Origin of the sequence: Pseudoalteromonas sp. SR43-2 (genome assembly GCF_014163885.1) — a bacterium.
In the GTDB taxonomy this organism is placed as follows: domain Bacteria; phylum Pseudomonadota; class Gammaproteobacteria; order Enterobacterales; family Alteromonadaceae; genus Pseudoalteromonas; species Pseudoalteromonas distincta.
Genome location: NZ_JACJED010000020.1, coordinates 75763 through 98865, shown reverse-complemented (window position 1 = coordinate 98865; position 23103 = coordinate 75763). Strand labels below are relative to the sequence as shown.

Sequence of the window (23103 nt, the reverse complement as noted above, 5' to 3'; positions counted from 1 at the left end):
CTGAGTTGTTCGTGCCTCGCTATGCGTTGGCGTTTCCCGTCTCAGTGGGGTCGCATTATAGGGAGATCCAAAAACAGATCAACCCTTTTTTGAAGAAAACTTGAAATAATGTGCTGTTCGCTGAGTATTTGAGCTAAACGCTCAAAAACACAACTAAACCACCTGTATTGAGAGGTTTATAGAGCTATTTAAAGTCAAAGTTATGGTAACTAGTGATCAGTAGGGACATATTTGGATCATCAATGCTGAAAAAGCCAACCAATAAGTTAAGAGTCGTGTTACTAAAATCATTTGAAATAGTCAAAAGCTGAGATTTAAATTCAGTGGGCTATATTTTTATTTGAGAAGTGAGCTTACTAAGGCCCCAATGGTTAGCTTTACTATGAGGTTCTTAGTACCGGTATATAGATAAGAGAGCGACCCTTATATCTTCTGATCAGCTCTAATCAATAAAAACTTCGTTAGGGATTGCTTAATGGCAGTTAAATTCGAAGTGCTATTATTAATAACTGTAAATCACTATATAAAGTAAAAATGCTCTTTAACTAAAATCGGATAGGCTATTTTGGATCGATGGTAAGTAAAGGGTAACTAAGCAGAGCTATTAAAATAACTGTAAAAACAACCTATCGATTCAGAATCTATGAGTCGATGCACATAATAGCAGGTAATTACTGGTTCATATAGTTTGACAAATTTTAGGCAAGAAAAAGCCGAGCATAAGCTCGGCTTTTAGGTTTCTTTAAGACTTACTCTGCAGACTGTGCGTCTTCTTGAACTGCTTCGCTAGTCGCTGGGCGACCAACTAGTTCAATATAAGCCATTGGTGCATTATCACCAGTACGGAAGCCACACTTAAGAATACGAGTGTAACCACCTGGACGATCCGCGTTACGTGGACCGATTTCACTGAATAATTTACCAACAACTTCATTATCACGCGTGCGAGCAAACGCTAAACGGCGATTTGCTACACTGTCAGTCTTAGCCAGTGTGATTAAAGGTTCAATTACACGACGTAACTCTTTCGCTTTTGGCAAAGTAGTTTTGATGATTTCATGTTTCACCAAAGAACCTGCCATATTGCTAAACATCGCTTTACGATGGCTACTGTTACGGTTTAATTGACGACCACTCTTACGATGGCGCATGACCCTATCCTTCTAACTAAACTAATATAGTGATTTAGATTATTCAGCTAAGCTTGCAGGTGGCCAATTTTCTAGGCGCATGCCTAGAGAAAGTCCACGTGAAGCTAGCACGTCTTTAATTTCAGTTAGAGACTTCTTACCTAAATTAGGCGTTTTAAGAAGCTCAACTTCAGTGCGCTGAACTAAATCACCGATATATTGAATTTGCTCGGCTTTCAAACAATTTGCTGAGCGTACTGTTAATTCAAGATCATCAACTGGACGAAGTAGAATAGGATCGAATTCTGGCTTCTCTTCTTTCTCTTCTGGCTCAGTTACATCACGTAAATCTACGAATGCATCTAATTGCTCAGCTAAGATAGTAGACGCACGGCGGATCGCTTCTTCTGGATCTAAAGTGCCGTTTGTTTCCATATCAATGATTAACTTGTCTAAATCTGTACGTTGCTCAACTCGAGCTGATTCAACCGAGTACGCAATACGTTCAACTGGACTAAATGATGCATCAAGCAACAATCTACCAATTGGACGCTCATCGTCATCAGAGGATAAACGACTAGATGCCGGCACATAACCACGACCACGTTCAACACGAATACGCATGCTGATCTCGCTGTTATTTGTAGTTAAATTACAAATAACGTGATCTGGATTAGCAATTGTTACATCGCCATCGTGCTGAATATCAGCCGCAGTAACAGGGCCTACACCAGATTTAGTCAGGGTCAGAAAAACTTCATCTTTGCCTTCTAACGTTACTGCTAAACCTTTAAGGTTTAATAGTATTTCAATGATGTCTTCTTGAACGCCTTCTTTCGCGCTGTACTCATGTAATACACCGTCGATTTCAACTTCAGTTACTGCACATCCAGGCATAGATGAAAGTAATATACGGCGTAAAGCATTACCCAGAGTATGGCCAAAGCCACGCTCTAATGGTTCTAAAACTATTTTAGAACGCGTTGGGTTGATAGCGTCGATGTCGACTAACCTTGGTTTTAGAAATTCTGTAACAGAACCCTGCATTTTATCCTCTCTTAACTCTTAACTTTACTTAGAGTAAAGTTCGACGATTAGTTGTTCATTAATGTCCGCAGACAGGTCTGAACGCTCAGGTAGACGCTTAAAGCTGCCTTCCAATTTCTTACCGTCAACTTCAACCCAAGTCGGCTTTTCACGTTGCTCAGCCAACTCTAGAGCAGCGATGATACGTGCTTGCGTCTTAGACTTCTCACGGATTACAACAGTATCTTCTGGAGTAATTACGTATGAAGGAATGTTCACAACACGACCATTAACTAAAATCGCTTTATGGCTTACTAACTGACGTGCTTCTGCACGTGTGCTAGCAAAACCCATGCGATATACAACATTGTCTAAACGTTGCTCTAAAAGCTGTAACAAGTTTTCACCTGTGTTGCCTTTAAGGCGAGCAGCTTCTTTGTAGTAGTTACGGAATTGCTTTTCTAATACACCGTAGATACGACGTACTTTTTGCTTTTCACGTAATTGTAAACCGTAATCAGATAAGCGACCTTTACGAGCGCCGTGCTGACCAGGTGCAGTCTCAAGTTTACACTTAGAGTCGATAGCTCTTACGCCGCTCTTAAGGAACAGGTCAGTACCTTCACGACGACTCAGCTTGAGCTTAGGGCCCAAATATCTTGCCATGTTATTTCTCCTAACCTATTGTTAAACGCGACGTTTCTTCGGTGGACGACAACCATTATGTGGTATTGGCGTCACGTCAGTAATGTTGGTAATACGGTAACCAGCAGCATTCAAAGCACGTACAGCAGATTCACGACCTGGACCTGGACCTTTAATGAAAACTTCTAGATTTTTTAAACCGTATTCTTGAGCAGCAGTACCTGCACGCTCTGCAGCAACCTGAGCAGCAAATGGTGTAGATTTACGTGAACCACGGAAACCTGAACCACCGGCAGTAGCCCATGATAGTGCATTACCTTGACGGTCGGTAATCGTTACAATAGTGTTGTTGAAAGACGCATGAACATGAGCCATACCATCAGCAACTTGTTTTTTAACCTTTTTACGACGAATTGGTGTCTTAGCCATAATACTATCCCCTTATCGCTTAATAGGCTTACGAGGACCCTTACGGGTGCGCGCGTTAGTCTTAGTTCTTTGACCACGTAGTGGTAAAGAGCGACGGTGACGTAGGCCACGATAACAACCAAGGTCCATTAGGCGCTTGATATTTAAAGTAACTTCACGACGAAGATCACCTTCAACAGTGTACTTGCCAACTGCATCACGCAGTACGTCAAGAATTTCGTCTGAAAGTTCACCGATTTTTGTGGTTTCGGCGATACCAGTCGCTTCTAAGATAGCCTTAGAGCGAGTCTTACCTATACCATAAATAGCTGTTAAACCAATAACTGCATGTTTATGATCAGGGACGTTAATGCCAGCAATACGGGCCACTAACACATCTCCTATATTCGAATTTGGTAATCAAAAGTTTGAAAAGCCCGTAAGGATACTCAAACGAAGACCAAATCACTACTAAAAACACAGGCCGAGAAAACTCAGCCTGCACGACTGTTTACTTAGCCTTGCCTTTGCTTATGCTTAGGCTCACTGCAAATTACGCGTACTACACCAGCACGTTTAATAACTTTACAGTTACGGCATATTTTCTTAACGGAAGCACGTACTTTCATTGCTCAACTCCGTAAACTGACCTTATCGACCGTAGCCTTTAAGGTTCGCTTTTTTCAGCACAGAATCATACTGATGAGACATCAGGTGAGTCTGTACTTGTGCCATAAAGTCCATGATTACTACAACGATAATCAAAACTGATGTACCGCCGAAGTAGAATGGCGTTTGCCACGCCATCGTCATGAATTCAGGCACCAGACAGATAAAGGTTATATACAAAGCACCTGCCAATGTCAGGCGTGTCATCACTTTATCAATGTATTTAGATGTCTGCTCACCTGGACGAATACCTGGGATAAATGCGCCAGATTTCTTAAGGTTATCTGCTGTTTCACGTGGGTTAAAAACCAACGCTGTGTAGAAAAAGCAGAAGAAGATAATAGCCGCAGCTAAAACAAGCGAGTACAACGGTTGACCTGGAGTCAACGTAGTAGCAACAGCTTGTAATACATCAGCGACTGGACCTTCACCTTGGCCGAACCAGCTAGCAATTGTACCAGGGAACAGAATTATACTGCTAGCGAAGATTGGTGGAATAACACCCGCCATATTTACTTTTAGTGGTAAATGCGTGCTTTGGGCAGCAAATACTTGACGACCTTGTTGGCGTTTAGCGTAGTTAACAACAATACGACGTTGTCCTCGTTCGAAAAACACTACAAGATAAGTAACAGCGAATACGATTACCGCAACCATCAACAGTACAAAAACATTCAAATCACCTTGGCGCGCCATTTCGACTGTCGAACCAATAGCAGACGGCAAGTTAGCTACAATACCAACAAATATTAGAACAGAGATACCGTTACCGATACCACGCTCTGTTATTTGTTCACCCAACCACATAAGGAACATAGTACCAGTAACTAAACTCACCACAGCGGTGAAATAGAAACCCATACCAGGGTTAACAACTAACCCCTCCATCATGCCCGGTAAGCTAGTAGCAATACCGATTGATTGAATAGTAGCTAGCACAAGCGTGCCATAGCGTGTGTACTGGCTAATTTTTTTACGCCCTTGCTCACCTTCTTTCTTAAGCTCTATAAACGGAGGATACATATGCGTTAATAGTTGCGTAATAATCGAAGCCGAGATATACGGCATAATACCCAGTGCTAACACTGAAGCTCGCTCAAGTGCACCACCACTGAACATGTTGAACATTTCAACAATGGTGCCCTTTTGTTGCTCGAAGAAATCGGCAAGTACAGCGGCGTCAATCCCAGGGATCGGCACAAATGAACCTAGACGGTAAATTATGATAGCACCCAATACGAAGAGTAATCGGCGCTTCAATTCCGAAAGTCCACCTTGTGCACTTTTTGTATCTTGACCTGGTTTAGCCATTAGTACTTCCTTAGTCTTCTACCTTGCCTCCGGCAGCTTCAATAGCTTCGCGAGCACCTTTAGAGGCTTTAAGGCCTTTAACGGTAACAGCGCGTGAAACTTCGCCAGATTTAACAACTTTAACGAAAAGAACGTTCTTTTTAACTAGACCAGCTGCTTGTAACGCGCTTAGGTCTACCACATCGCCTTCAACTTTAGCGATTTCAAAAAGGTTTATTTCTGCAGATACTAAAGATTTGCGAGAAGTAAAACCAAATTTAGGTAGACGACGTTGCATAGGCATTTGACCGCCTTCAAAACCAACGCGTACTTTGCCGCCAGAACGTGATTTTTGACCTTTGTGACCACGACCACCAGTCTTACCTAGACCAGAACCGATACCACGACCAACACGTTTTGGAGCAGTTTTTGAACCTGCAGCAGGTGAAAGTGTATTCAAATGCATCGAATTAACCCTCTACCTTAACCATGTAAGAAACCTTGTTTATCATACCACGTACACATGCTGTGTCTTCTAACTCAACAGTGTGGTTGATACGACGTAAACCAAGACCGCGTAATGTAGCTTTATGTTTCGGTAAACGACCGATAGAGCTTTTTACTTGTGTTACTTTTACAGTTTGATTTGCCATGGTTACCCCAGTATTTCGTCTACGCGAAGGCCACGTTTTGCAGCGATTGACTGTGGAGAATTCATATTCTCAAGAGCCGAAATCGTTGCACGTACTACGTTGATTGGGTTAGTAGAACCGTAACATTTAGAAAGTACGTTCTGAACACCAGTCACTTCTAGTACTGCACGCATAGCACCACCTGCGATGATACCAGTACCTTCAGAGGCTGGTTTCATGAACACTAGTGAGCCAGCATGACGTCCCTTAACAGGATGCTGTAATGTATTGCCATTTAGGTCTACATTGATCATGTTGCGACGTGCTTTTTCCATTGCTTTTTGAATAGCAGCTGGAACTTCACGTGCTTTACCATAACCAAAACCTACTTTACCTGCGCCGTCACCAACTACAGTTAGTGCAGTAAAGCTAAAGATACGACCACCTTTAACTACTTTAGACACACGGTTCACCGCGATTAGCTTTTCAGCTAGATCAGGCTGTTGTTGCTTTGCTTCTACGTTAGCCATAGTCTACTCCTAGAATTGCAAACCGGCTTCACGCGCAGCATCAGCTAGCGCCTTCACACGGCCGTGATATTTAAAGCCACTGCGATCAAAAGCAATCTTTTCGATGCCTTTGTCAGCCGCACGTTCAGCAACCGCTTTGCCAACTGCTTGCGCAGCTTCAACGTTACCGGTGCCTTTAACTGTTTCGCTAATAGCCTTTTCAACAGTAGAAGCAGCAGCCAGTACATTACCCTCAGCATTTACAACTTGAGCGTATATGTGACGTGGCGTGCGGTGGATAACAAGACGCGTTGTGCCTTGTTCAATATAATTTCTACGAGTGCGTTTAGCACGACGTAGACGAGCTGTTTTTTTATCCATCGTCTTACCTTACTTCTTCTTAGCCTCTTTACGGCGTACATTCTCATCTGAATAACGAACACCCTTACCTTTATAAGGCTCAGGTTTACGGTATGCACGAATGTTAGCAGCTGTTTGACCAACTAACTGCTTGTCTACGCCCTTAACTAGAACTTCTGTTTGGCTTGGAGTTTCAATCGTAATTCCTTCAGGAACTGCGAAATTAACTGGGTGTGAGAAGCCAAGAGTTAAATCTAATGTTTTACCCTTCGCTGCAGCACGGTAACCCACGCCTACTAACTGAAGTTTCTTCTCGTAACCTTCATGCGTACCAACAACCATGTTGTTGATTAGAGCGCGAGCAGTACCTGCTTGAGCCCATGCATTAGCTACGCCATCACGAGGTAAAGTAGTAATAACGTTGTCATTTACTTGTACTTCAACAGCGTTGTTGATTGTACGAGTAAGTTCACCGTTTTTGCCTTTAACTGTGATTTCCTGGCCTTTTAATGTAACTTCTACACCGGCAGGAACAGTAATTGGTGCCTTTGCTATGCGAGACATAGTTCCCCTCCGATTAAGCTACAAAACCAATGATTTCACCACCAACACCAGCACTACGTGCTGCGCGGTCTGTCATTAGGCCTTTAGAAGTTGATACGATAGCGATACCAAGACCACCCATTACCTTAGGTAATTGGTCACGTTTCTTATAGATACGTAAACCAGGGCGACTTACACGCTGGATATTTTCAATTACAGCTTTGCCTTCGAAGTACTTCAACTCGATAGAAAGCTCAGGTTTAGTTTCGCCGTTAACAGCGAAATCTACGATATAACCTTCGTCTTTTAGTACTTTAGCTAATGCTACTTTCAGCTTTGAAGTTGGCATCGTTACAGATACTTTCTTCGCTGATTGACCGTTACGAATTCGTGTGAACAAATCCGCGATAGGATCTTGCAAGCTCATAGTCTTACTCCCATGATTCTATTACCAGCTAGCCTTTTTAAGGCCAGGAATTTCACCGCGCATAGCTGCTTCGCGAACTTTAATACGGCTCATGCCGAATTTGCGAAGGAAACCATGTGGGCGGCCCGTAATGTTACAACGATTACGTTGACGTGCAGGGCTAGAATCACGTGGTAAAGCTTGTAGCTTAAGTACCGCGTCCCAACGATCATCTTCAGATGTGTTAACATCACTGATGATAGCTTTTAGTGCAGCGCGCTTTTCAGCGTACTGAGCAACTAGTTTTGTGCGCTTTGCTTCGCGCGCTTTCATAGAATTCTTTGCCATAACCCTACCCTTATTTCTTAAATGGGAAGTTAAACGCTTCTAACAACGCACGGCCTTCCTCATCAGATTTCGCAGAAGTAGTGATAGTAATATCCATACCGCGTACACGGTCTACTTTATCGTAATCGATTTCTGGGAAGATGATTTGTTCACGTACGCCCATGCTGTAGTTGCCACGTCCATCAAAAGACTTTGCACTTACGCCACGGAAGTCACGAATACGTGGGATAGCGATTGATACCAAACGCTCAAAAAAGTCCCACATACGCTCGCCGCGTAGGGTTACTTTACAACCAATCGGGTAGCCTTCACGCACTTTAAAGCCAGCAACAGATTTGCGTGCTTTAGTGATTAAAGGTTTCTGACCAGAGATTGCTGCTAGATCCGCTACTGCGTTATCTAAAATCTTCTTGTCAGCTAGGGCTTCGCCCACGCCCATATTCAATGTGATCTTTTCGATCTGAGGGACTTGCATGACAGAGCTGAAACCAAACTTCTCTTGAAGTTCAGCAACTACTTTGTCTTTATATACTTCATGCAGTTTCGCCATCATTCTACTCCAACTATTAGATAGTTTTACCAGTAGATTTAAAGATACGTAATTTCTTACCATCTTCAATCTTGAAACCTACACGATCAGCTTTACTCGTTTCCGAGTTGAAGATCGCAACGTTTGATGCATCCATAGATGCTTCTTTCTCAACAATGCCGCCAGCTTGGTTCAATTGTGGAACCGGCTTTTGGTGTTTCTTGATCAAGTTTATGCCTTCGACAAAGATTCGACCAGATTCAGTAACAACTGAAAGCACTTTTCCGCGCTTACCTTTGTCTTTACCTGCTAGTACGATTACTTCGTCATCACGACGTATTTTTGCTGCCATGATTGGCTCCTTACAGTACTTCTGGGGCTAGTGAAACGATTTTCATGAACTTATCATTACGAAGTTCGCGAGTCACAGGGCCGAAAATACGTGTACCAATTGGCTGTAAGTTATCATTTAAGATAACAGCAGCGTTGCTGTCAAAACGGATCAGAGAACCATCTGGACGGCGAACACCTTTTCTGGTACGCACAACTACCGCGTTTTTAACATCACCTTTCTTCACTTTACCGCGAGGAATAGCTTCTTTTACAGAAACTTTAATGATGTCGCCAATCGCTGCGTAGCGACGGTGAGAACCACCAAGGACTTTTATACACTGCACTTTGCGAGCGCCGCTGTTATCAGCAACTTCCAGCTGAGTTTGCATTTGGATCATGTTAATGACCTCCGGTGTAGTAATTACAACGTGTCTTAAATTTGTTTAAAATCAAGACATTTCGATTAAATCCCACTCAAAAACAAACGAGTTGTCTCTTAAGGGCGGGCAATTGTACCAGCATTGAGGGGGTAGCGATAGGTTATTTTTTAATTAATTTGGAGTGATGGGAAATTAAAGCTGAGTAATTACGGCTATGTAGCTATTTTACAGGTGGTTACAAAACAAACAAGGCACCTGTAATGTGCCTTGTTTGTTTAAAGTGTAATAAATTAACCAAATAAACCTTTTAATTTATCTTTAATTTTATCTTTTGCTTTGTCTTTGGCTTTTTCTTTTGCCTCATCGACCTTCTGCTTAACTTCATCTTTGAGCGCATCACCAACATCTAGCTTTATACCTACATCGTGGAAAGGCCCTTTTATACGTAGTGGTATTTTAAAGCCAGTGCTGTCATCGGTAGTTCCCTGACCTTCGATAGATCCAACTATACCTGTAACCAAACGATAGTTGACCGTTGTTTGCGGTAAATCAACGTCGCCTTCACCTGATATTCTAATAAGTGGGCTGATAAGTGATAGGTCGGTATTTTTGCCAACGCCATTAGTAAAGTTAAAACTTCCAGTTAATGCTGAAAAATCTGTTTGCTCTGATTCTTCAAATCCGGTATCAAGCCCTTCAGATGCAGCACCAAAGTTACCTGAAATGAGTTCCTTACCTTTACGAACCATCTCAGCTATATTCGCACCTTTTACAGCTCCATCAGCAAACTCAAATCCAAGCTTTCCATTAAGCGCACCAATAAACGACTTTTGACTTTGGCCAGTTGTGTTTAGGTTCCAATTTAAAGACCCCTTACCCATTAGCTTGTCAAAACCTGCCGCATCCGTTAATAAAGGCTGTGCATCTATTCCAGCTAAGTCAAAGTTAGTTGATATTTTATAAGGTACTTGCTGTGCGTTTACATTGATAACGCCTTTACCTGACCCTTCATAAGCAGAAAAGCTATCTAGGCTTAGTTTTGCAACGCTATTTTTTAAAGCAACAGTAAATTGATTTGCGCCTAATTTAATATCATTTGCTTTTAATCCACTTGAACGAATCACTACATTTGCATCTAGTGAATTTAATGCACTTAAATCAATTTTAGTGTCATCCCATACTATTGGCTCTGCAGGTTTATCTTCTTGCTCTTCTGGCTCTTCTTGTTTTGCCACTGCTTCAGGTAGATACGGGTTTAAGTCAAGCATACCTAAATCAATATCAGCATTTACTGCTAAACGCTTACCTAGGTTAAGCTCGCTCTTACCTTTTATTTCTAATGCGTCTAACGTCGCAACTAAATCTTCTAGATTAAATTTCTCACCTAGTAGGTGCATTTTACCGTTTACACTAAATCCGTTAAATGCATTGTCTTTAGCGTCTAGCTCTACACCTTGCCATTTTGCAATACTTTTAACAGACTCACCGCTTAGTGCTAACTGACCTTTAATATCTTGGCCTTGCTTAGCTATGCTCCCTTCGAACGTTAAATCAACTAAACGAGAATCTAAGGTTTGTTTAACATTAAAAGTAGCACCTTCAATTGCTTTAGCAGGAGTATCTAATTTTATATCAAGATCAAAACGCTCTTGCATATAAGTAATACCCCCTTTTACTTCTAATGTTTTACGAAGTGAAGGAAGTAAAATAGCGAGTTCTAAATCGCTAATTTGTTGTTTGGCACCTGTTTGACCATCTAGATAAGTAAATGTGCCGCCATAAATAGCAACTTCACCTAACTCAATATCAAAGTTATCTGGAAGCTTTATCGCTTCACCTGATTGGCTCTGCTCTTTTGGTTGCTCTGCAACTGCATCAAACAACTGCCAATTGGCTTTACCATTTTTGTCGGTTTCTAATAGAATATTTGGTTCGTTTATAACAAACTTATCTAATTTAAACTCACCACCAAATAATGAAAACCAAGGTATGTGTACAGCAAGCTGTTTCATACTCGCCATATCGGCGCGCGAACCTGATTCCATATTTGCAAAATGCACGTCGTTAAGTTCTAACTTTAATGCAGGGAATACGCTAAGTGTTTTATCACCTTTAATAGTAAGAGTGCGCTCAGTTGTTTGTTCTACCTGCTGCGACACTTTGTTAAAAATAGTATCAGTAGGGATTAGAAACGGTGCGGCAACAATTAGTGCTATACATAGTAAAAGTATTACACCTACAATTTTAAGTAAGGTTTTCATGATCGTCCTTTAAAACGTGCAAATAATGCTCTTATCATAGCGAGTGTTAGCCTTAAAATCATTGTCGTTCTGATAAAAAAGCTTTTTATTAGATATTACATTCTTATCCTGAATCGCCCCTGAAACATTTTGATACCTTTAGGTTACAAATAAATATTGACCCGGTGAAACCTTAAGGTTACATTGATACCCATAGGTTACAAAAAATAAATACTATCACAGGATGAATATTATGAAACAACAGGATATTAAAACTGAAGAAAAGTTTATGAGTCAAAATATATGGCTTAGTATAAGCACAGCCATGGTTTGTTTACTTCTCAATGTTTACTCACTAATAAAGCACGATAACGAAGGGTTATTATTTGTTGGATTGGGCGTTTCTTTTTATGTAGTTATAGTGATTATTTACCTCATTAAAGGGGGCTTTCCGTTAAAAATGTATTTTCAATACGCTTATAAAGATGAGTTTCTAAACACCATTGATACTAATGCCTATAAACATTTAAGTTTTGCATTTGTATTTTGCCTTCTTGGTGTTTTGTATAGTAACGATTCAATACCTAGCGATGTTTCGCATGCAAATATGGCAATGTTCTATCTAGGTATCATGCTCTTGGTATATGGCGCTTCATTACTTTGGCAAAATCGTGATTAGGAGAGGAAATGCAAAATAACATAGCAAAGTACCGAAAAGAAGCTGGGCTTTCACAACAAGAACTTGCTGATGCTATTAACGTGTCGCGCAAAACAATAAGTACCGTAGAAACAAACCGGTTTACCCCTTCGGTAATAATTGCTCTAAAAATAGCAAAGCATTTTAATACCTCAGTTGAAAGTCTCTTTGTACTAGATAAAAATGATTGATACATGTTAAAGCGTTAGTCTCATTCTATTAGCAAAAATACCGATTTAGCTACTTCAATTACAACGTATGGAGGACAGCGCTGTTGTTATTAGCGTAATTGCGCTAAAATAGACCAGCAAAAAAATATATATCTAAACCGGAGATTCTACAAGGCATGAAAAAACTGCTAATTTCACCGTCAAAAATGACGCTAGGCGAACAAGAAAATCAAATCTATCAGAACATTCTGAAGCAATCTTCAGAATTAAGCCTTAACCTTATGGCCGTGAAAGTAGAAAACCACCCTGATGATTTTTTACCTTGGTGTTACGAATTGCTAAGTGCAAGCAGAGATCGTATGAACTACGATTTACTAGAGCCGCAGCAATTACCAGTACTTAAGAAGCTACACGATCAGCTTATTTCAGCTATCAGCTTTTTACAGGTTAAAACTTTACGTATTGCTCCGTGGCCTGTAGTAAGTGTATTTGTAGAACAACACAAAGACGTTATTGCTCTTGATGAACAGCTTCGCTTAGTAGACTACATTAAAAGCATTCGTGAACAATCTCTTAAAGATATGATTCCTGAAGATTTACTTGCGTTTAGCGGTAAGCACATGGCATCACTTGATCCAAGCACATACAACTTTGACGTTGAATGGTTTGCATCAACAAAAAGTGCGAAGAGCTTTCATCAAATGCTTGGCGATTTACCAGGTGCCTTTGACGATGCACTAGTAAATATTCCACTTGAAGGTGACATTACTCAATACGAATATCAACAATTTGTTGCTGCTTATTCAAAAATATTCACCGACAATAATGAAAAACCAACACTTGCGCCTGCAACACGACTGCTTGCAATGCGTCGCCCTGATATATTTACTCCGATCACAAACAATCGATTAGATGCATTATGCGGTGCCCTTGGTGTTTCTAAACTAAAAAATAGTGATTTTGAGCGTTACTGGCAAGATATTGTAAAAGGTATTCAAGCTATGTCATGGTACAAAATGGCTAAACCTAGTAATGGGTTAGAAGAACAATTAGTTGCTATTAAAGCACTAATCCCATGTTTCTTTCACTATGCTGATGCAAAAACACCAGATAACTCTAACTACATCAAACTGTTAAGTAAGCCTAAACGAACTACAACTACGACAGGTAAAACTCAGCGTAGAGGTAAAGAGTCTGCAGAAATTTTAGTAGACCGCGCACTTGCTGCTGACGATATTCCTGAGCACATTCGCAGTAAGCGCGATTCAATTGTGAGTGAAGTTCAAAAAGGTCGTAGTGTAAACGAAACAATTAGCCTTATGCGCACTATATTTGGCTAAAAACTTCTAATTTAGCCGTACTTTTATGGTGCGGCTAGGTTAATTTATGCACCAGCAGTGTGCGCAACATCTCCCTACATACCATATCTCTTCTCAATCTATAAAATACAAGCTCATGTTTTTAATGTATAAAAATAATTTTTAATAAAAAATAATGAAGCTGGCACATACAGTGCAATTATCTCGTTAGTTAAACAATAAAAAGCCGTCAGCCTAAAGGTTCCGAATACATAATAAAAACCTTGGCGAGCAAAAATCATATAACGGGAAATGGACATGCTAAAACTAAAAAAAACCATCGCTATAAGTGCTATAGCATTAATGGGCGCAACATCTTTAACGTCAACAGCCGTACATGCTGAAGTAACAGCAAACGCAGCGGCAACATCAAACTACTTATGGCGTGGTCAAGAGCAAACTGGGGGCGATGCAGCTATTTCAGGCGGTATTGATTACGCCAATGAATCGGGCTTTTATGCAGGTACTTGGGCTTCAAATGCATCGTGGGCAGATGAAATGACCTATGAGCTTGATTTATATGCAGGCTTTGGTGGCGACATTAACGAAAGCGTTAGCTATGATGTTGGCTATATTTATTACGCTTACCCAGATGCAGCTTCTGAAGCTGACGCAGATTTCTCTGAAATTTACGGTAGCATCAGTGTTGAAGGCTTTACATTTGGTGCTTCAGTACTTGCAACATCAGCTGCAAGTGGTGATGGTACAGACTTTGGTGATTCACTTTACCTGACAGCTGACTACGGTTTTGCTGTTGGCAGTAACGGCACTGAAATGGCACTTCACTTAGGCCACTACTCAGGTGACTTTATTGGCGATGATAATATCTTAGATTACGGTGTATCAATTTCGAAAGATGGGTTCACTTTTGGTTTATCTGATACAGATATGGATGACTCAGATATTAAAGCTTACGTTGCTTATTCTGTAGACTTTAATTTATAAGAAAGAATGTGTTACTTGCTGCGACACGAAGGGCCTTTTGGCCCTTTTCTTGTTTTTGAACAAGACCCCTTACATCTGTTAACAAACCGTTACAATTGAATGAAAACAATACATACATTTTCCTTTATTCTATTACCTAGTCACTGGGCATTTATAACTGCCTAGCCATAAAATAGGTATAAAGGAATAATAATGAAATCACCTAACGCGTTTAGCGCCCTACTCGATATTTATATAAGTCCTAGTAAAGCTTTCAATGGTGTTGAACACGCCAAAGGTTGGTCATGGCTTGCTTTTATAGTCATGTCTTTAGTTTCAATGGCGAGTATTTATATTTTTTATTCCACTGTTGATATGCAGTTTTTGATTAATGAGCAAGTAGCAGCATCAACTATTGATGCGACGATTGGCGAGCAAAAAATGATTCGCCAAAGTATAGAGCAAAATGCAGAAGGCCAAATATGGTTTGGTTTGTTTGGCGGCGTAATTGCGCTGGCTATCATGAATGCATTAATGGCACTTTATTATATGCTTGTGGCTAAACAAGATCCTGAATCAGAACATAGCTACGGAGCTTGGTATGGATTCGCTACCTGGACAATGATGCCAGTTGTTATTTCAAGCCTAGGAACAATTGCTCTTGTACTAAGTGCAAGTACAGATCAAATATCTCAACAAGCCGTATTTAGCTACGCATCTATTAACCAATTAATAATAGGACTTGAAATTGGCCATCCTTTTTATAGCTTATTAGAATCAATAAACTTATTTAGCTTTTGGAGCATTTCGCTGGGAATGATCGGCTTAAAATGCTGGACTAATTTTTCAACTAACAAAGCACTCCTATTCTCTGCACTTCCTTCAATTATTATTTTTGGTATTTGGGCAATCATTGCAGCAAGTTAACTCTTAAGTGGAGGTAGATACTAGCTCCACATTACTTAATTCACGGATAGATAAAATGAAAAAAGCAATAATCATCACACTCGCTGTAGGCGCATTTATAGCCCTAATTGTGTCAAAGCAAATTTCTGGCGATGAAAAACAAGCCGAAGTAAATATTGCTCAAGTAGAGCTTGGCGACATTGCTGACTCAATAATGGCTTCAGGTAATTTAGTTTTTAATACACAAGTGCAATTACGCTCTGAAGTGACGGGCCGAGTAGATAAAATATTTGTTCAAGAAGGCCAAGGAGTTAAACAAGGCGATATGTTAATGCGCCTTGATACAACTGCCTTTGAATCAGAAGTTACCCGTAGTAAAGCAATCCTTCGCGCCACAGAAATTGAAATTAAACACAATAAAACACGCCTTGCTAACCTAGAGCGCCAACTTAAAAGACAAAAAGACTTATATGATGTCGGTTTAGGTAATCAAGAGAGCTACGAGAATATTGAAAGCGCACGCGATCTAGCTAAAATCGATATTGAATCACGAATAGAGTCGTACAACCAAGCACAAGCGTCACTACAAATTGCGCAAGATCGCTTAAGTAAAAGTGTATTTAGAGCTCCAATGAGCGGCTTGCTTGCATCTGTAAATATTAAAGAAGGTGAAACCGTTATAGCCGGTACTACTAATATTATTGGCTCTGATTTAATGCTAGTAGCCGATCCTAGCGCTATCTTAGCCGAGCTACGTGTGGATGAAACCGACATTGCGAGCATTAAGCTTAACCAAAAAGCGAATATTTATGCGGCCGCATACCCTAATAAACCATTTAGCGGCACAGTAATCAATATTGGTACTTCAGCTAAAAACCAAGCCGGCTCTCAAGGTTTATCGTTTAAAGTAAAAGTATTACTCGATACTACTGAGCGCCAGCTATATGCAGGAATGAGTTGTAGAGCAGAGATCGCAACAAGCATTGCCGAAAACGGTTTAAAACTTCCAATAGAAGCAATCCAAAAAGAAGACGATAAAACATTTGTATGGCGACTAAATAGTGATAACACCGTTAGCAAAATTGCCGTAACTGTTGGAATATCATCTGATATAGAACAAGCAATTACTGACGGCTTAAATGAGGGCGACAAAATAGTTATTGGCCCTGCGCGCCCAGTAAGTCTTCTGACTGAAGGTGATGTGGTAAAACTTAAATCAGATGCAGACAAGGAAGAAGCCTAATGTCTGCGGTAATCAAGCTAGAGCATATTAATAAACAATACAAAATGGGCTCAGAGGTATTTAAGGCACTTGATGATGTAAACGTACATATAATGCAAAACGAATACGTGGCGATTATAGGACCTTCTGGTTCAGGCAAGTCGACCTTAATGAACTTATTAGGCTGTTTAGATACACCCAGCAGTGGCGAATACTACTTAAAAGATAAACTAGTAAAAAGTATGACCGAGACAGAGCTCGCTCATCAGCGTAATGAAAGTGTCGGGTTTATATTTCAAAGCTTTAACTTAATACCACGTGCAACCGCACTAGAAAATGTAATGCAGCCTTTAGTATATCGCTTTATTCCTAGTAAACAACGCAAGCAACAAGCTCTAGAAGCACTAAAGCGGGTAGGTCTCGGTGATAAAGTTAATCATTTATCTAGCCAGCTATCGGGCGGGCAACGTCAACGTGTTGCGATTGCCCGCGCTTTAGTCACAAAACCACATATATTATTAGGAGATGAACCCACAGGTAATCTTGATAGTAAAACGACCCGCGAAATTATGGATTTGTTTGATGAGCTGCATAACGAAGGTCACACTATTATTTTAGTAACACATGAGCAAGAAATTGCCGATCATTGCCAACGCGTGATTCGTTTAGTGGACGGTAAAGTGGTAAGTGATGTAACTAAAGATGAAGGAATCAAGCAGCATGTTTAAATCAGCTCTTGCGATAATGGAAGGCACTAAGGCCGCTTTTTCAGCTATTAAAGCTAATGCAATGCGCAGCGCACTGACCTGTTTGGGCATTATTATTGGTGTTGCCGCCGTAGTTACTGTCGTTGCAGTAATGCAGGGTTTTACAAAGCAAATAAACGATCAACTTGCTGATATGTCGCCAGATGTAACAACAATAAAGCCTTACACTAGTATTGAACTCGAAATGGTTGGTAAAAATGCCAAGCTTACCTACGACGATTTTTTAGCTCTAAAGTCGCGTATAAAAGAAGCTGAAACGCTAACGGCCCTAATGTTTACCTGGCGCTTTTCGGGGGGAGCTGAGTATGGAAATAAAAGCCATTCATCGCGTGTTATCGGTACCGAGCAAGACTATCAAAAAGCGTATCGTACTTATCCTGAACTTGGTCGCTTTATTCGTGCTGAGGACGATGATAAGCGAAGAAGGGTCGCATTTATCGGCCCTTCAATCATAGAAAAGCTAAACCTTCCTGAAAACCCAGTAGGTGAATATATAAAGCTAGGTGGTGAATGGTTTAGAATTATTGGCGTTGCTGAAAAACAAGGTAGCTTATTTGGTTTTGACCAAGACGATTACATTAATATTCCAATTAGTACCATGAGTGCTTTAGAAGGCGGAAGTACACAAACTAATGTGCAAATTATGTTTAGGTTAAATGAAGGTACTAACGAAGAACAAGTGCTTGCAAAAATTACTCGTGTATTGCGCCAACTACATAAACTAAAAGAGAAAGATGAAAACGACTTTGAATTTGAAACCGCTGAAAAATCTCGTGCTCAAATAGATAAATTTACCAGCAGTGCTACTGCTATTACTGCTGGTATTGTTGGCATTAGCTTACTTGTTGGCGGTATTGGTGTTATGAACATAATGCTAGTGTCGGTAACTGAACGCACACGCGTTATTGGTACATTAAAAGCACTAGGCGCAACACCTGGTTTTATTATGCTGCAGTTTTTAGTTGAAGCCGTTGTGCTTTCACTTTTTGGTGGTTTAATAGGACTCATTATAGGATATGGCGCCGCAGGGCTTATTTCGTTTTTAGTCCCAAGTATGCCTGATGCATACATACCAGTATGGGCTGTAATACTATCGTTCGGATTTACATCAATGATTGGGATCATATTTGGTTTAGCCCCTGCTATTAAAGCAGCAAGACTAAACCCTATAGATGCATTGCGTTACGAATAACTATTTTAAATAATTATTTAGCTTTAAATGGTACCTTATTACATTGTACTTCTACTGTTTTAGGGTACCAAGCTGGGCCAATTTGATTCACAACCACCTCAGCTAAACTATTAGTAAACGATTTATACGTATTAACGCTTTGCCACTCCCCTTGTGGGCAATGTTTTGTTAAATCTAACGGCTCTGATCCCTCGTACAACGCAAGTGCAAAATTATGATGCCACTGTGAGCTTTTTAGCGCTTTATTGCTTACTTTGCTCTGCATACCGTTATCAAAGTAAATATTTGTACACCCCGTTAAAATAATCAGTGTGCAACCGGCTGCAAATAGCTTGATGCTCATAATGTCTCCCCTAGTACTTGCTCTTGGCACCACACTTTAATGGTATGGGGCGAGTATATTCCAAGCGTAATTAAACTAAGCGCTCCATCACTAAACGTTTGTTGTGACTGCATTTGAATAACGGGTGTATTTGAACATATTTGTTTTACGTCTACCCGCTGCTCACCCACTAATCCCCATAAATAAAATAGGCGGCTATCTTCGTAATTAGCTTGGCTCGTTATTTTTGCTGTTGCCTGTGGCTGAATGGTTACCGCAGAACAAGCACTGAGGCTTAATGCTATCGCCCCTATTATTAATGGCTTCATACTCTTCCTTATAAACTAAATACCAGTAAGGTAACTTTATAAGAGAACATAAAATATTAGCGTAAAAAGCTGTGGGGAATATGTAGAAACGCTATGAAGTTTTATACAGTTTATTACACATAAAGGCCGCATAAATGCGGCCTTTAAAGTAGTCAGTTTAAGTGCTTAGTAAATAAATAGACTTTAAAACTTAGCTAAGTTGTTTTTACTGTCTTTATCGACCAGCTTAATGTAAGGATCAACCCCTGCAAATAATGGTTTTTCTTTTACTTTAAGCTCAATAGTATTGGTACCAGATACTATTTGATGCTTTTGCGAGTAAATAACAAAATCTTCAGCGAGTAAGTTTTCAGGGTCGTCGCTAAATAATGCAATATCAATTAGCTCATCGAGTGGCTGCTCAGTTTCTTCACCTTGGCCATCCGCACGCTGTTTAACTGCTTCTACGCTAAGTGTTACAGTATAAAACCCTTCGCTATCAACGCTATCTGTAACTGACGCATCTTTCATCTCAAGCTCATACAAGGTGATATATTTAAACTGATCGTCAATAAAATTTTGTTCTGCTTGCGTTGCGTCTTGTTTTAAATAGCTAAGTAAATCAAGCGTAGTTGGGTATGGTGTTGATTGGTACTGAAACTCGTTTAAAAATGCTTTGAGTGCTGCATTTAAGCGTACTTCACCTAAACGATCATAAATCGCCATCATCGCAACTGAGCCTTTATTGTAATGAAGGTATTGTTGAGCCTGCGTTTTATATAGTGGCATTTCTTCAAAGGCTTCGCCAGTACGGCCCATTAAGTATTTATCTAACTCGTACTTTAAGAATTTACGGAGCTTCTCGGCGCCAAAGCGTTTTTTTAGCACCATAAGCGCACTGTACTGGGAAAGTGTTTCAGAAATAACAGCACTGCCCTCTACATTAGCCCCTGATACTTGATGCCCCCACCATTGGTGCGCAACCTCATGTGCGGTAACATAGTAAGGGTAGTCAACTTTACTCTCATCTCTTAAGTCTGTAATAAACCCCATGCTTTCTGAGTAAGGGACTGTATTGGCAAAACTTTGTGCAAACGAGCGATACTTAGGAAATTCAATTATACGTAGCTGTTTATGCTGATACGGCCCAAAAGCTTGTGTAAAGTAATCTATTGAGTCTTGTACCGATTCAATCATACGGTCAACATTCCATGCATGGTTTTTGTGGTAGTACACCTCAATATTTACACCGTTATGCTCAACCTTTTTACTTTCAAGCTCTGCCGAAAGCACCGCATAAAAGTTTAAAATAGGCGCATCCATTTCATAAACAAAGGTGCGGCGTCCATCTTTTACACTTTCACTTTGCAAATACCCTGGGGTAATCGCAAATTGCGACTCGTCGGTGGTTACCGTCGCCTTAAAGTTAATAAACCCATTAGCAGGCCCAAACTCATTTTGCGTATAATAACGGCTGTCTTCTAGTTTATGTGCGCGCTCAAGTTCAGGTAACTCGTGCTTACGGCGCTCATACTTGTCAGCAATTTGAAAATACTTTTGATAACCAAAATTTGGTAATAATTCTCCATTATTTACAAATGTACCGTTGTGCACGAGTTGAGTATCAGATCTTCTATCAACAAAACCGTCGTGTTCACGAGAAACTGAGAGCTCGCCTTCTCGCACTTCATTGGGCATTAGCGGTTGTTCAAACTCAAACCATACCATGCCAAAATCGGTTAAACGCTCTACTATTTTTCCGCCCGCCATTTTTACATCCCAGCTTTTAGATTGGCTAGGCTCGTTGATTAACACACGGGTTATTGGCTCGTTTGCGGTATTGGTAAACTTAATTTTAGCCACGGCATTTAAAGCACGCTTTTTAGGATAAATATCAATGTTTAAATCAACATCAGTTATTATAGGCAGTGGCAAGTCTTTGTATTGTGAGAACTCTTGCTCATACCTTACTTGTAGCGCTTCGTTATCATCACTTGTTACAAACTCGTTGATCACACGGGTGTTGTAATAAATGTTATAACCCGCGCCCACAAATACCAATAAACTTATAAAGGCTGCAATCTGGCCTTTTAAAGACATGTTGTAACGTACTAAAGATAAACGAGTACGCAATGTTTGCGACGGGCCGCGATGCCATAAAGCAAACCCTACAATAGCTAAAAACACACTCAATGCCCCCCAATATAGGGTATACCAATGCGCGCCTTGTAAAAAATGTCCATAACCATTTATATCAGAATACGGTACGCTACTGCTTTGAGAAAAATGATACATATGATGCTCAAACCCGTAAGCACCCATTACCATTTGAGTAATGTAATACAGAATAAACAAACCCATACCTATGTATTTATTAGGGCTAATTATTTGTAAAAAGAACGCCAATATAGCCATCATAATTAAAGGCAGTAATGTAAGGTAACCCAACCTAAATAAGTACTGACCAAGCTCTAGGTTAAATTGCCCCTTAAACAGTTGCACTGCAATGGTAAACATCATGCCTACTAAATAAAGGCCACAAACTGCAGTGATTAACGCAATAATTTTAGATACCCAAAACACACTGTTATGCACCGGGAAACTGTCAACAATATCACCCATACCACTTTGGCGTTCTCGCCAAACCAGCTCTGCGCTGTAATAAGCAATAATGATAAACATAAACAAAGCGGAAGAGTTTTGAATTATGCCCACCATGTTTTGTGTGAGCGGCCAATCCGTTGTGCCATATGCGCCAATAGGTGCAAAAAGTGGTGCGAGTAACATAGTAATACTGACACCCGCTAAAATCATAAAAGGGGCACTTAATATAACTTGCTTAAGTTCAAATAAGCTGCGCATTACTAATTGCGATTTCGTATTTACCCCTTTTGACTTGTAATTTTTAGCGCTGCTAATAAGTGCTGCTTGTTTATTTTTTACAAACGTAGAGACAGCAAATTGCTTTTTCTGTTTTTTAGTGACTACGCGATTACCTAACTTTCCGAGGCCAAAAAACATCGCTAAACTTATTGCTACCCATAAAATACGGTTAATTAAAAAATCGCCCGAAAGCGTTAACACTTCAGTATTTTTATCACTTACAGTCCAGTAACGGGTTAAGTCAATTAACGACCCTGTGCCAAATGGGTCTGCGTAAACAACAATATTTCTAAACGCTAAATCATCAAAATAGATACTCGCCAATTGGTAGGTTATATAAACCACCACGGCCGTTACATATACCGCCATCATGGTTTTAAAATAGACCGCCACACTATTAAAAATAGCACTGAGGACCAATAAGCTTGGCACTGCTAAATATAAAAAAGGCGCTGCGTAATATATAAACTTATTGGGGCCTACTAGCTCGCTATCGAGCCAGCCAACCAACAAGCCAAATTGAGATCCCAAAAATACGCCTAGTGGCACGCTTAAAAACACAATAAGTACAACTAAGTAAGAACCAAAAAAACGCCCTGATTGATAAGCAAGCGGGTTAACGGGCTTACTAAACACCAGCTCATCCATTTTGGTCTCGCTGTTGCGAATCGCTGAGCTTGCAACAAAGTTAACCACTAAAAACATAGCAAGCGTACAAAAGGTAACCGTTAAAACCATAATGGTATAAGGCGAGTTCATATGAACATTAGCCCCACCTAACGGAAACTTACTACTGGAGCTTATAAAAAACGCCATAAAAAAGAATATTAATGAGGTCACATAAAACGAAGGCTGACGCATAAAATAGCGCAGCTCAAACGCGAGCATATTAAAAAACATAGCGCC

The 23103-nt window shown here is 40.3% G+C and carries 29 protein-coding genes; 8 read left to right on the top strand and 21 right to left on the bottom strand.

Going from position 1 to position 23103, the window contains the following annotated elements; translation table 11 throughout:
- Nucleotides 1-749 precede the first annotated feature (749 nt).
- From rplQ to H5120_RS16025, 18 genes are all read right to left on the bottom strand, one after another.
- Nucleotides 750-1151 (bottom strand): 50S ribosomal protein L17, encoded by a 402-nt coding sequence (gene rplQ / locus H5120_RS16110; RefSeq protein ID WP_002959450.1) that lies wholly within the window; start codon nt 1149-1151, stop codon nt 750-752.
- A gap of 39 nt (nt 1152-1190) precedes the next feature.
- Nucleotides 1191-2177, bottom strand: coding sequence for a DNA-directed RNA polymerase subunit alpha (locus H5120_RS16105; RefSeq protein WP_002959452.1), 987 nt, complete (start codon nt 2175-2177; stop codon nt 1191-1193).
- 24 nt (nt 2178-2201) lie between these two features.
- Complete coding sequence (gene rpsD, locus H5120_RS16100; RefSeq protein ID WP_002959461.1) at nt 2202-2822, bottom strand: 30S ribosomal protein S4; 621 nt, start codon at nt 2820-2822, stop codon at nt 2202-2204.
- A 21-nt stretch (nt 2823-2843) separates the two neighbouring features.
- The gene (rpsK, locus tag H5120_RS16095) at nt 2844-3230 is read right to left on the bottom strand and encodes a 30S ribosomal protein S11 (protein ID WP_002959471.1); all 387 of its coding nucleotides are present in this window, start codon (nt 3228-3230) and stop codon (nt 2844-2846) included.
- Between the two features lie 12 nt (nt 3231-3242).
- Nucleotides 3243-3599 carry a 30S ribosomal protein S13 gene (gene rpsM / locus H5120_RS16090; RefSeq protein ID WP_002959473.1) on the bottom strand — a complete coding sequence of 119 codons (357 nt, stop codon included), beginning with the start codon at nt 3597-3599 and terminating at the stop codon, nt 3243-3245.
- Between the two features lie 125 nt (nt 3600-3724).
- Nucleotides 3725-3838, bottom strand: a complete 114-nt coding sequence (rpmJ, locus tag H5120_RS16085; protein WP_002959476.1) for a 50S ribosomal protein L36 — start codon at nt 3836-3838, stop codon at nt 3725-3727.
- 22 nt (nt 3839-3860) lie between these two features.
- Nucleotides 3861-5189: a preprotein translocase subunit SecY gene (gene secY, locus H5120_RS16080; RefSeq protein ID WP_002959478.1), complete on the bottom strand. Its 1329-nt coding sequence runs from the start codon at nt 5187-5189 to the stop codon at nt 3861-3863.
- A 10-nt stretch (nt 5190-5199) separates the two neighbouring features.
- The gene (rplO, locus tag H5120_RS16075) at nt 5200-5634 is read right to left on the bottom strand and encodes a 50S ribosomal protein L15 (RefSeq protein WP_002959480.1); all 435 of its coding nucleotides are present in this window, start codon (nt 5632-5634) and stop codon (nt 5200-5202) included.
- A 4-nt stretch (nt 5635-5638) separates the two neighbouring features.
- Nucleotides 5639-5821, bottom strand: a complete 183-nt coding sequence (gene rpmD, locus H5120_RS16070) for a 50S ribosomal protein L30 (RefSeq protein ID WP_002959482.1) — start codon at nt 5819-5821, stop codon at nt 5639-5641.
- 2 nt (nt 5822-5823) lie between these two features.
- Entirely contained in the window at nt 5824-6330 is a 507-nt protein-coding gene (gene rpsE / locus H5120_RS16065) for a 30S ribosomal protein S5 (RefSeq protein WP_002959485.1), read from the bottom strand.
- Between the two features lie 9 nt (nt 6331-6339).
- The gene (gene rplR, locus H5120_RS16060) at nt 6340-6690 is read right to left on the bottom strand and encodes a 50S ribosomal protein L18 (RefSeq protein WP_002959486.1); all 351 of its coding nucleotides are present in this window, start codon (nt 6688-6690) and stop codon (nt 6340-6342) included.
- 9 nt (nt 6691-6699) lie between these two features.
- Nucleotides 6700-7233 (bottom strand): 50S ribosomal protein L6, encoded by a 534-nt coding sequence (gene rplF / locus H5120_RS16055; RefSeq protein WP_002959488.1) that lies wholly within the window; start codon nt 7231-7233, stop codon nt 6700-6702.
- Nucleotides 7234-7246: 13 nt separating this feature from the next.
- Nucleotides 7247-7639 (bottom strand): 30S ribosomal protein S8, encoded by a 393-nt coding sequence (gene rpsH, locus H5120_RS16050; protein ID WP_002959491.1) that lies wholly within the window; start codon nt 7637-7639, stop codon nt 7247-7249.
- A gap of 21 nt (nt 7640-7660) precedes the next feature.
- Complete coding sequence (gene rpsN / locus H5120_RS16045) at nt 7661-7966, bottom strand: 30S ribosomal protein S14 (protein WP_006794245.1); 306 nt, start codon at nt 7964-7966, stop codon at nt 7661-7663.
- Between the two features lie 10 nt (nt 7967-7976).
- Nucleotides 7977-8516, bottom strand: coding sequence for a 50S ribosomal protein L5 (gene rplE / locus H5120_RS16040; protein ID WP_010554915.1), 540 nt, complete (start codon nt 8514-8516; stop codon nt 7977-7979).
- A gap of 16 nt (nt 8517-8532) precedes the next feature.
- On the bottom strand, nt 8533-8847 hold the full coding sequence (gene rplX, locus H5120_RS16035) for a 50S ribosomal protein L24 (protein WP_002959496.1): 315 nt from the start codon (nt 8845-8847) through the stop codon (nt 8533-8535).
- A 10-nt stretch (nt 8848-8857) separates the two neighbouring features.
- A complete protein-coding gene (gene rplN / locus H5120_RS16030; protein WP_002959498.1) occupies nt 8858-9226 on the bottom strand; it encodes a 50S ribosomal protein L14 in 369 nt (122 codons plus the stop codon).
- Between the two features lie 272 nt (nt 9227-9498).
- The gene (locus H5120_RS16025; protein WP_182675493.1) at nt 9499-11469 is read right to left on the bottom strand and encodes an AsmA family protein; all 1971 of its coding nucleotides are present in this window, start codon (nt 11467-11469) and stop codon (nt 9499-9501) included.
- Between the two features lie 232 nt (nt 11470-11701).
- On the opposite strand from H5120_RS16025, the gene H5120_RS16020 reads away from it, so the two are divergent.
- The 8 genes from H5120_RS16020 (at nt 11702) to H5120_RS15985 (ending at nt 18684) form a co-directional block, all read left to right on the top strand.
- Nucleotides 11702-12127: a hypothetical protein gene (locus tag H5120_RS16020; protein ID WP_024595206.1), complete on the top strand. Its 426-nt coding sequence runs from the start codon at nt 11702-11704 to the stop codon at nt 12125-12127.
- Between the two features lie 8 nt (nt 12128-12135).
- A complete protein-coding gene (locus H5120_RS16015) occupies nt 12136-12336 on the top strand; it encodes a helix-turn-helix transcriptional regulator (RefSeq protein ID WP_024595207.1) in 201 nt (66 codons plus the stop codon).
- 155 nt (nt 12337-12491) lie between these two features.
- The gene (locus H5120_RS16010) at nt 12492-13655 is read left to right on the top strand and encodes a hypothetical protein (protein ID WP_182675492.1); all 1164 of its coding nucleotides are present in this window, start codon (nt 12492-12494) and stop codon (nt 13653-13655) included.
- Nucleotides 13656-13931: 276 nt separating this feature from the next.
- Nucleotides 13932-14618 carry a TorF family putative porin gene (locus H5120_RS16005; protein WP_024591363.1) on the top strand — a complete coding sequence of 229 codons (687 nt, stop codon included), beginning with the start codon at nt 13932-13934 and terminating at the stop codon, nt 14616-14618.
- Between the two features lie 192 nt (nt 14619-14810).
- On the top strand, nt 14811-15524 hold the full coding sequence (locus H5120_RS16000; protein WP_182675491.1) for a YIP1 family protein: 714 nt from the start codon (nt 14811-14813) through the stop codon (nt 15522-15524).
- 55 nt (nt 15525-15579) lie between these two features.
- Entirely contained in the window at nt 15580-16746 is a 1167-nt protein-coding gene (locus H5120_RS15995) for an efflux RND transporter periplasmic adaptor subunit (RefSeq protein ID WP_024595210.1), read from the top strand.
- Nucleotides 16746-17453, top strand: coding sequence for an ABC transporter ATP-binding protein (locus tag H5120_RS15990; RefSeq protein WP_024594267.1), 708 nt, complete (start codon nt 16746-16748; stop codon nt 17451-17453). The genes H5120_RS15995 and H5120_RS15990 overlap by 1 nt, the downstream gene beginning before the upstream one ends.
- Entirely contained in the window at nt 17446-18684 is a 1239-nt protein-coding gene (locus H5120_RS15985) for an ABC transporter permease (protein WP_039490486.1), read from the top strand. The genes H5120_RS15990 and H5120_RS15985 overlap by 8 nt, the downstream gene beginning before the upstream one ends.
- 13 nt (nt 18685-18697) lie before the next feature.
- Here the strand turns inward: H5120_RS15985 and H5120_RS15980 are convergent, their stop codons facing one another.
- The 3 genes from H5120_RS15980 to H5120_RS15970 form a co-directional block, all read right to left on the bottom strand.
- Nucleotides 18698-19027, bottom strand: coding sequence for a Bor/Iss family lipoprotein (locus H5120_RS15980; RefSeq protein ID WP_182675490.1), 330 nt, complete (start codon nt 19025-19027; stop codon nt 18698-18700).
- Complete coding sequence (locus H5120_RS15975) at nt 19024-19335, bottom strand: Bor family protein (RefSeq protein WP_182675489.1); 312 nt, start codon at nt 19333-19335, stop codon at nt 19024-19026. Before H5120_RS15975 ends, H5120_RS15980 begins: the two co-directional genes overlap by 4 nt.
- 183 nt (nt 19336-19518) lie before the next feature.
- Nucleotides 19519-23097, bottom strand: coding sequence for a M1 family aminopeptidase (locus H5120_RS15970; RefSeq protein WP_182675488.1), 3579 nt, complete (start codon nt 23095-23097; stop codon nt 19519-19521).
- Nucleotides 23098-23103: the final 6 nt, after the last annotated feature.

Bases quoted from the DNA above. Each gene is read 5' to 3' on its own strand.
- rplQ (WP_002959450.1), bottom strand. From the start codon at position 1,151: ATGCGCCATCGTAAGAGTGGTCGTCAATTAAACCGTAACAGTAGCCAT.
- H5120_RS16105 (WP_002959452.1), bottom strand. From the start codon at position 2,177: ATGCAGGGTTCTGTTACAGAATTTCTAAAACCAAGGTTAGTCGACATC.
- rpsD (WP_002959461.1), bottom strand. From the start codon at position 2,822: ATGGCAAGATATTTGGGCCCTAAGCTCAAGCTGAGTCGTCGTGAAGGT.
- rpsK (WP_002959471.1), bottom strand. From the start codon at position 3,230: ATGGCTAAGACACCAATTCGTCGTAAAAAGGTTAAAAAACAAGTTGCT.
- rpmJ (WP_002959476.1), bottom strand. From the start codon at position 3,838: ATGAAAGTACGTGCTTCCGTTAAGAAAATATGCCGTAACTGTAAAGTT.
- secY (WP_002959478.1), bottom strand. From the start codon at position 5,189: ATGGCTAAACCAGGTCAAGATACAAAAAGTGCACAAGGTGGACTTTCG.
- rplO (WP_002959480.1), bottom strand. From the start codon at position 5,634: ATGCATTTGAATACACTTTCACCTGCTGCAGGTTCAAAAACTGCTCCA.
- rpmD (WP_002959482.1), bottom strand. From the start codon at position 5,821: ATGGCAAATCAAACTGTAAAAGTAACACAAGTAAAAAGCTCTATCGGT.
- rpsE (WP_002959485.1), bottom strand. From the start codon at position 6,330: ATGGCTAACGTAGAAGCAAAGCAACAACAGCCTGATCTAGCTGAAAAG.
- rplR (WP_002959486.1), bottom strand. From the start codon at position 6,690: ATGGATAAAAAAACAGCTCGTCTACGTCGTGCTAAACGCACTCGTAGA.
- rplF (WP_002959488.1), bottom strand. From the start codon at position 7,233: ATGTCTCGCATAGCAAAGGCACCAATTACTGTTCCTGCCGGTGTAGAA.
- rpsH (WP_002959491.1), bottom strand. From the start codon at position 7,639: ATGAGCTTGCAAGATCCTATCGCGGATTTGTTCACACGAATTCGTAAC.
- rpsN (WP_006794245.1), bottom strand. From the start codon at position 7,966: ATGGCAAAGAATTCTATGAAAGCGCGCGAAGCAAAGCGCACAAAACTA.
- rplE (WP_010554915.1), bottom strand. From the start codon at position 8,516: ATGGCGAAACTGCATGAAGTATATAAAGACAAAGTAGTTGCTGAACTT.
- rplX (WP_002959496.1), bottom strand. From the start codon at position 8,847: ATGGCAGCAAAAATACGTCGTGATGACGAAGTAATCGTACTAGCAGGT.
- rplN (WP_002959498.1), bottom strand. From the start codon at position 9,226: ATGATCCAAATGCAAACTCAGCTGGAAGTTGCTGATAACAGCGGCGCT.
- H5120_RS16025 (WP_182675493.1), bottom strand. From the start codon at position 11,469: ATGAAAACCTTACTTAAAATTGTAGGTGTAATACTTTTACTATGTATA.
- H5120_RS16020 (WP_024595206.1), top strand. From the start codon at position 11,702: ATGAAACAACAGGATATTAAAACTGAAGAAAAGTTTATGAGTCAAAAT.
- H5120_RS16015 (WP_024595207.1), top strand. From the start codon at position 12,136: ATGCAAAATAACATAGCAAAGTACCGAAAAGAAGCTGGGCTTTCACAA.
- H5120_RS16010 (WP_182675492.1), top strand. From the start codon at position 12,492: ATGAAAAAACTGCTAATTTCACCGTCAAAAATGACGCTAGGCGAACAA.
- H5120_RS16005 (WP_024591363.1), top strand. From the start codon at position 13,932: ATGCTAAAACTAAAAAAAACCATCGCTATAAGTGCTATAGCATTAATG.
- H5120_RS16000 (WP_182675491.1), top strand. From the start codon at position 14,811: ATGAAATCACCTAACGCGTTTAGCGCCCTACTCGATATTTATATAAGT.
- H5120_RS15995 (WP_024595210.1), top strand. From the start codon at position 15,580: ATGAAAAAAGCAATAATCATCACACTCGCTGTAGGCGCATTTATAGCC.
- H5120_RS15990 (WP_024594267.1), top strand. From the start codon at position 16,746: ATGTCTGCGGTAATCAAGCTAGAGCATATTAATAAACAATACAAAATG.
- H5120_RS15985 (WP_039490486.1), top strand. From the start codon at position 17,446: ATGTTTAAATCAGCTCTTGCGATAATGGAAGGCACTAAGGCCGCTTTT.
- H5120_RS15980 (WP_182675490.1), bottom strand. From the start codon at position 19,027: ATGAGCATCAAGCTATTTGCAGCCGGTTGCACACTGATTATTTTAACG.
- H5120_RS15975 (WP_182675489.1), bottom strand. From the start codon at position 19,335: ATGAAGCCATTAATAATAGGGGCGATAGCATTAAGCCTCAGTGCTTGT.
- H5120_RS15970 (WP_182675488.1), bottom strand. From the start codon at position 23,097: ATGTTTTTTAATATGCTCGCGTTTGAGCTGCGCTATTTTATGCGTCAG.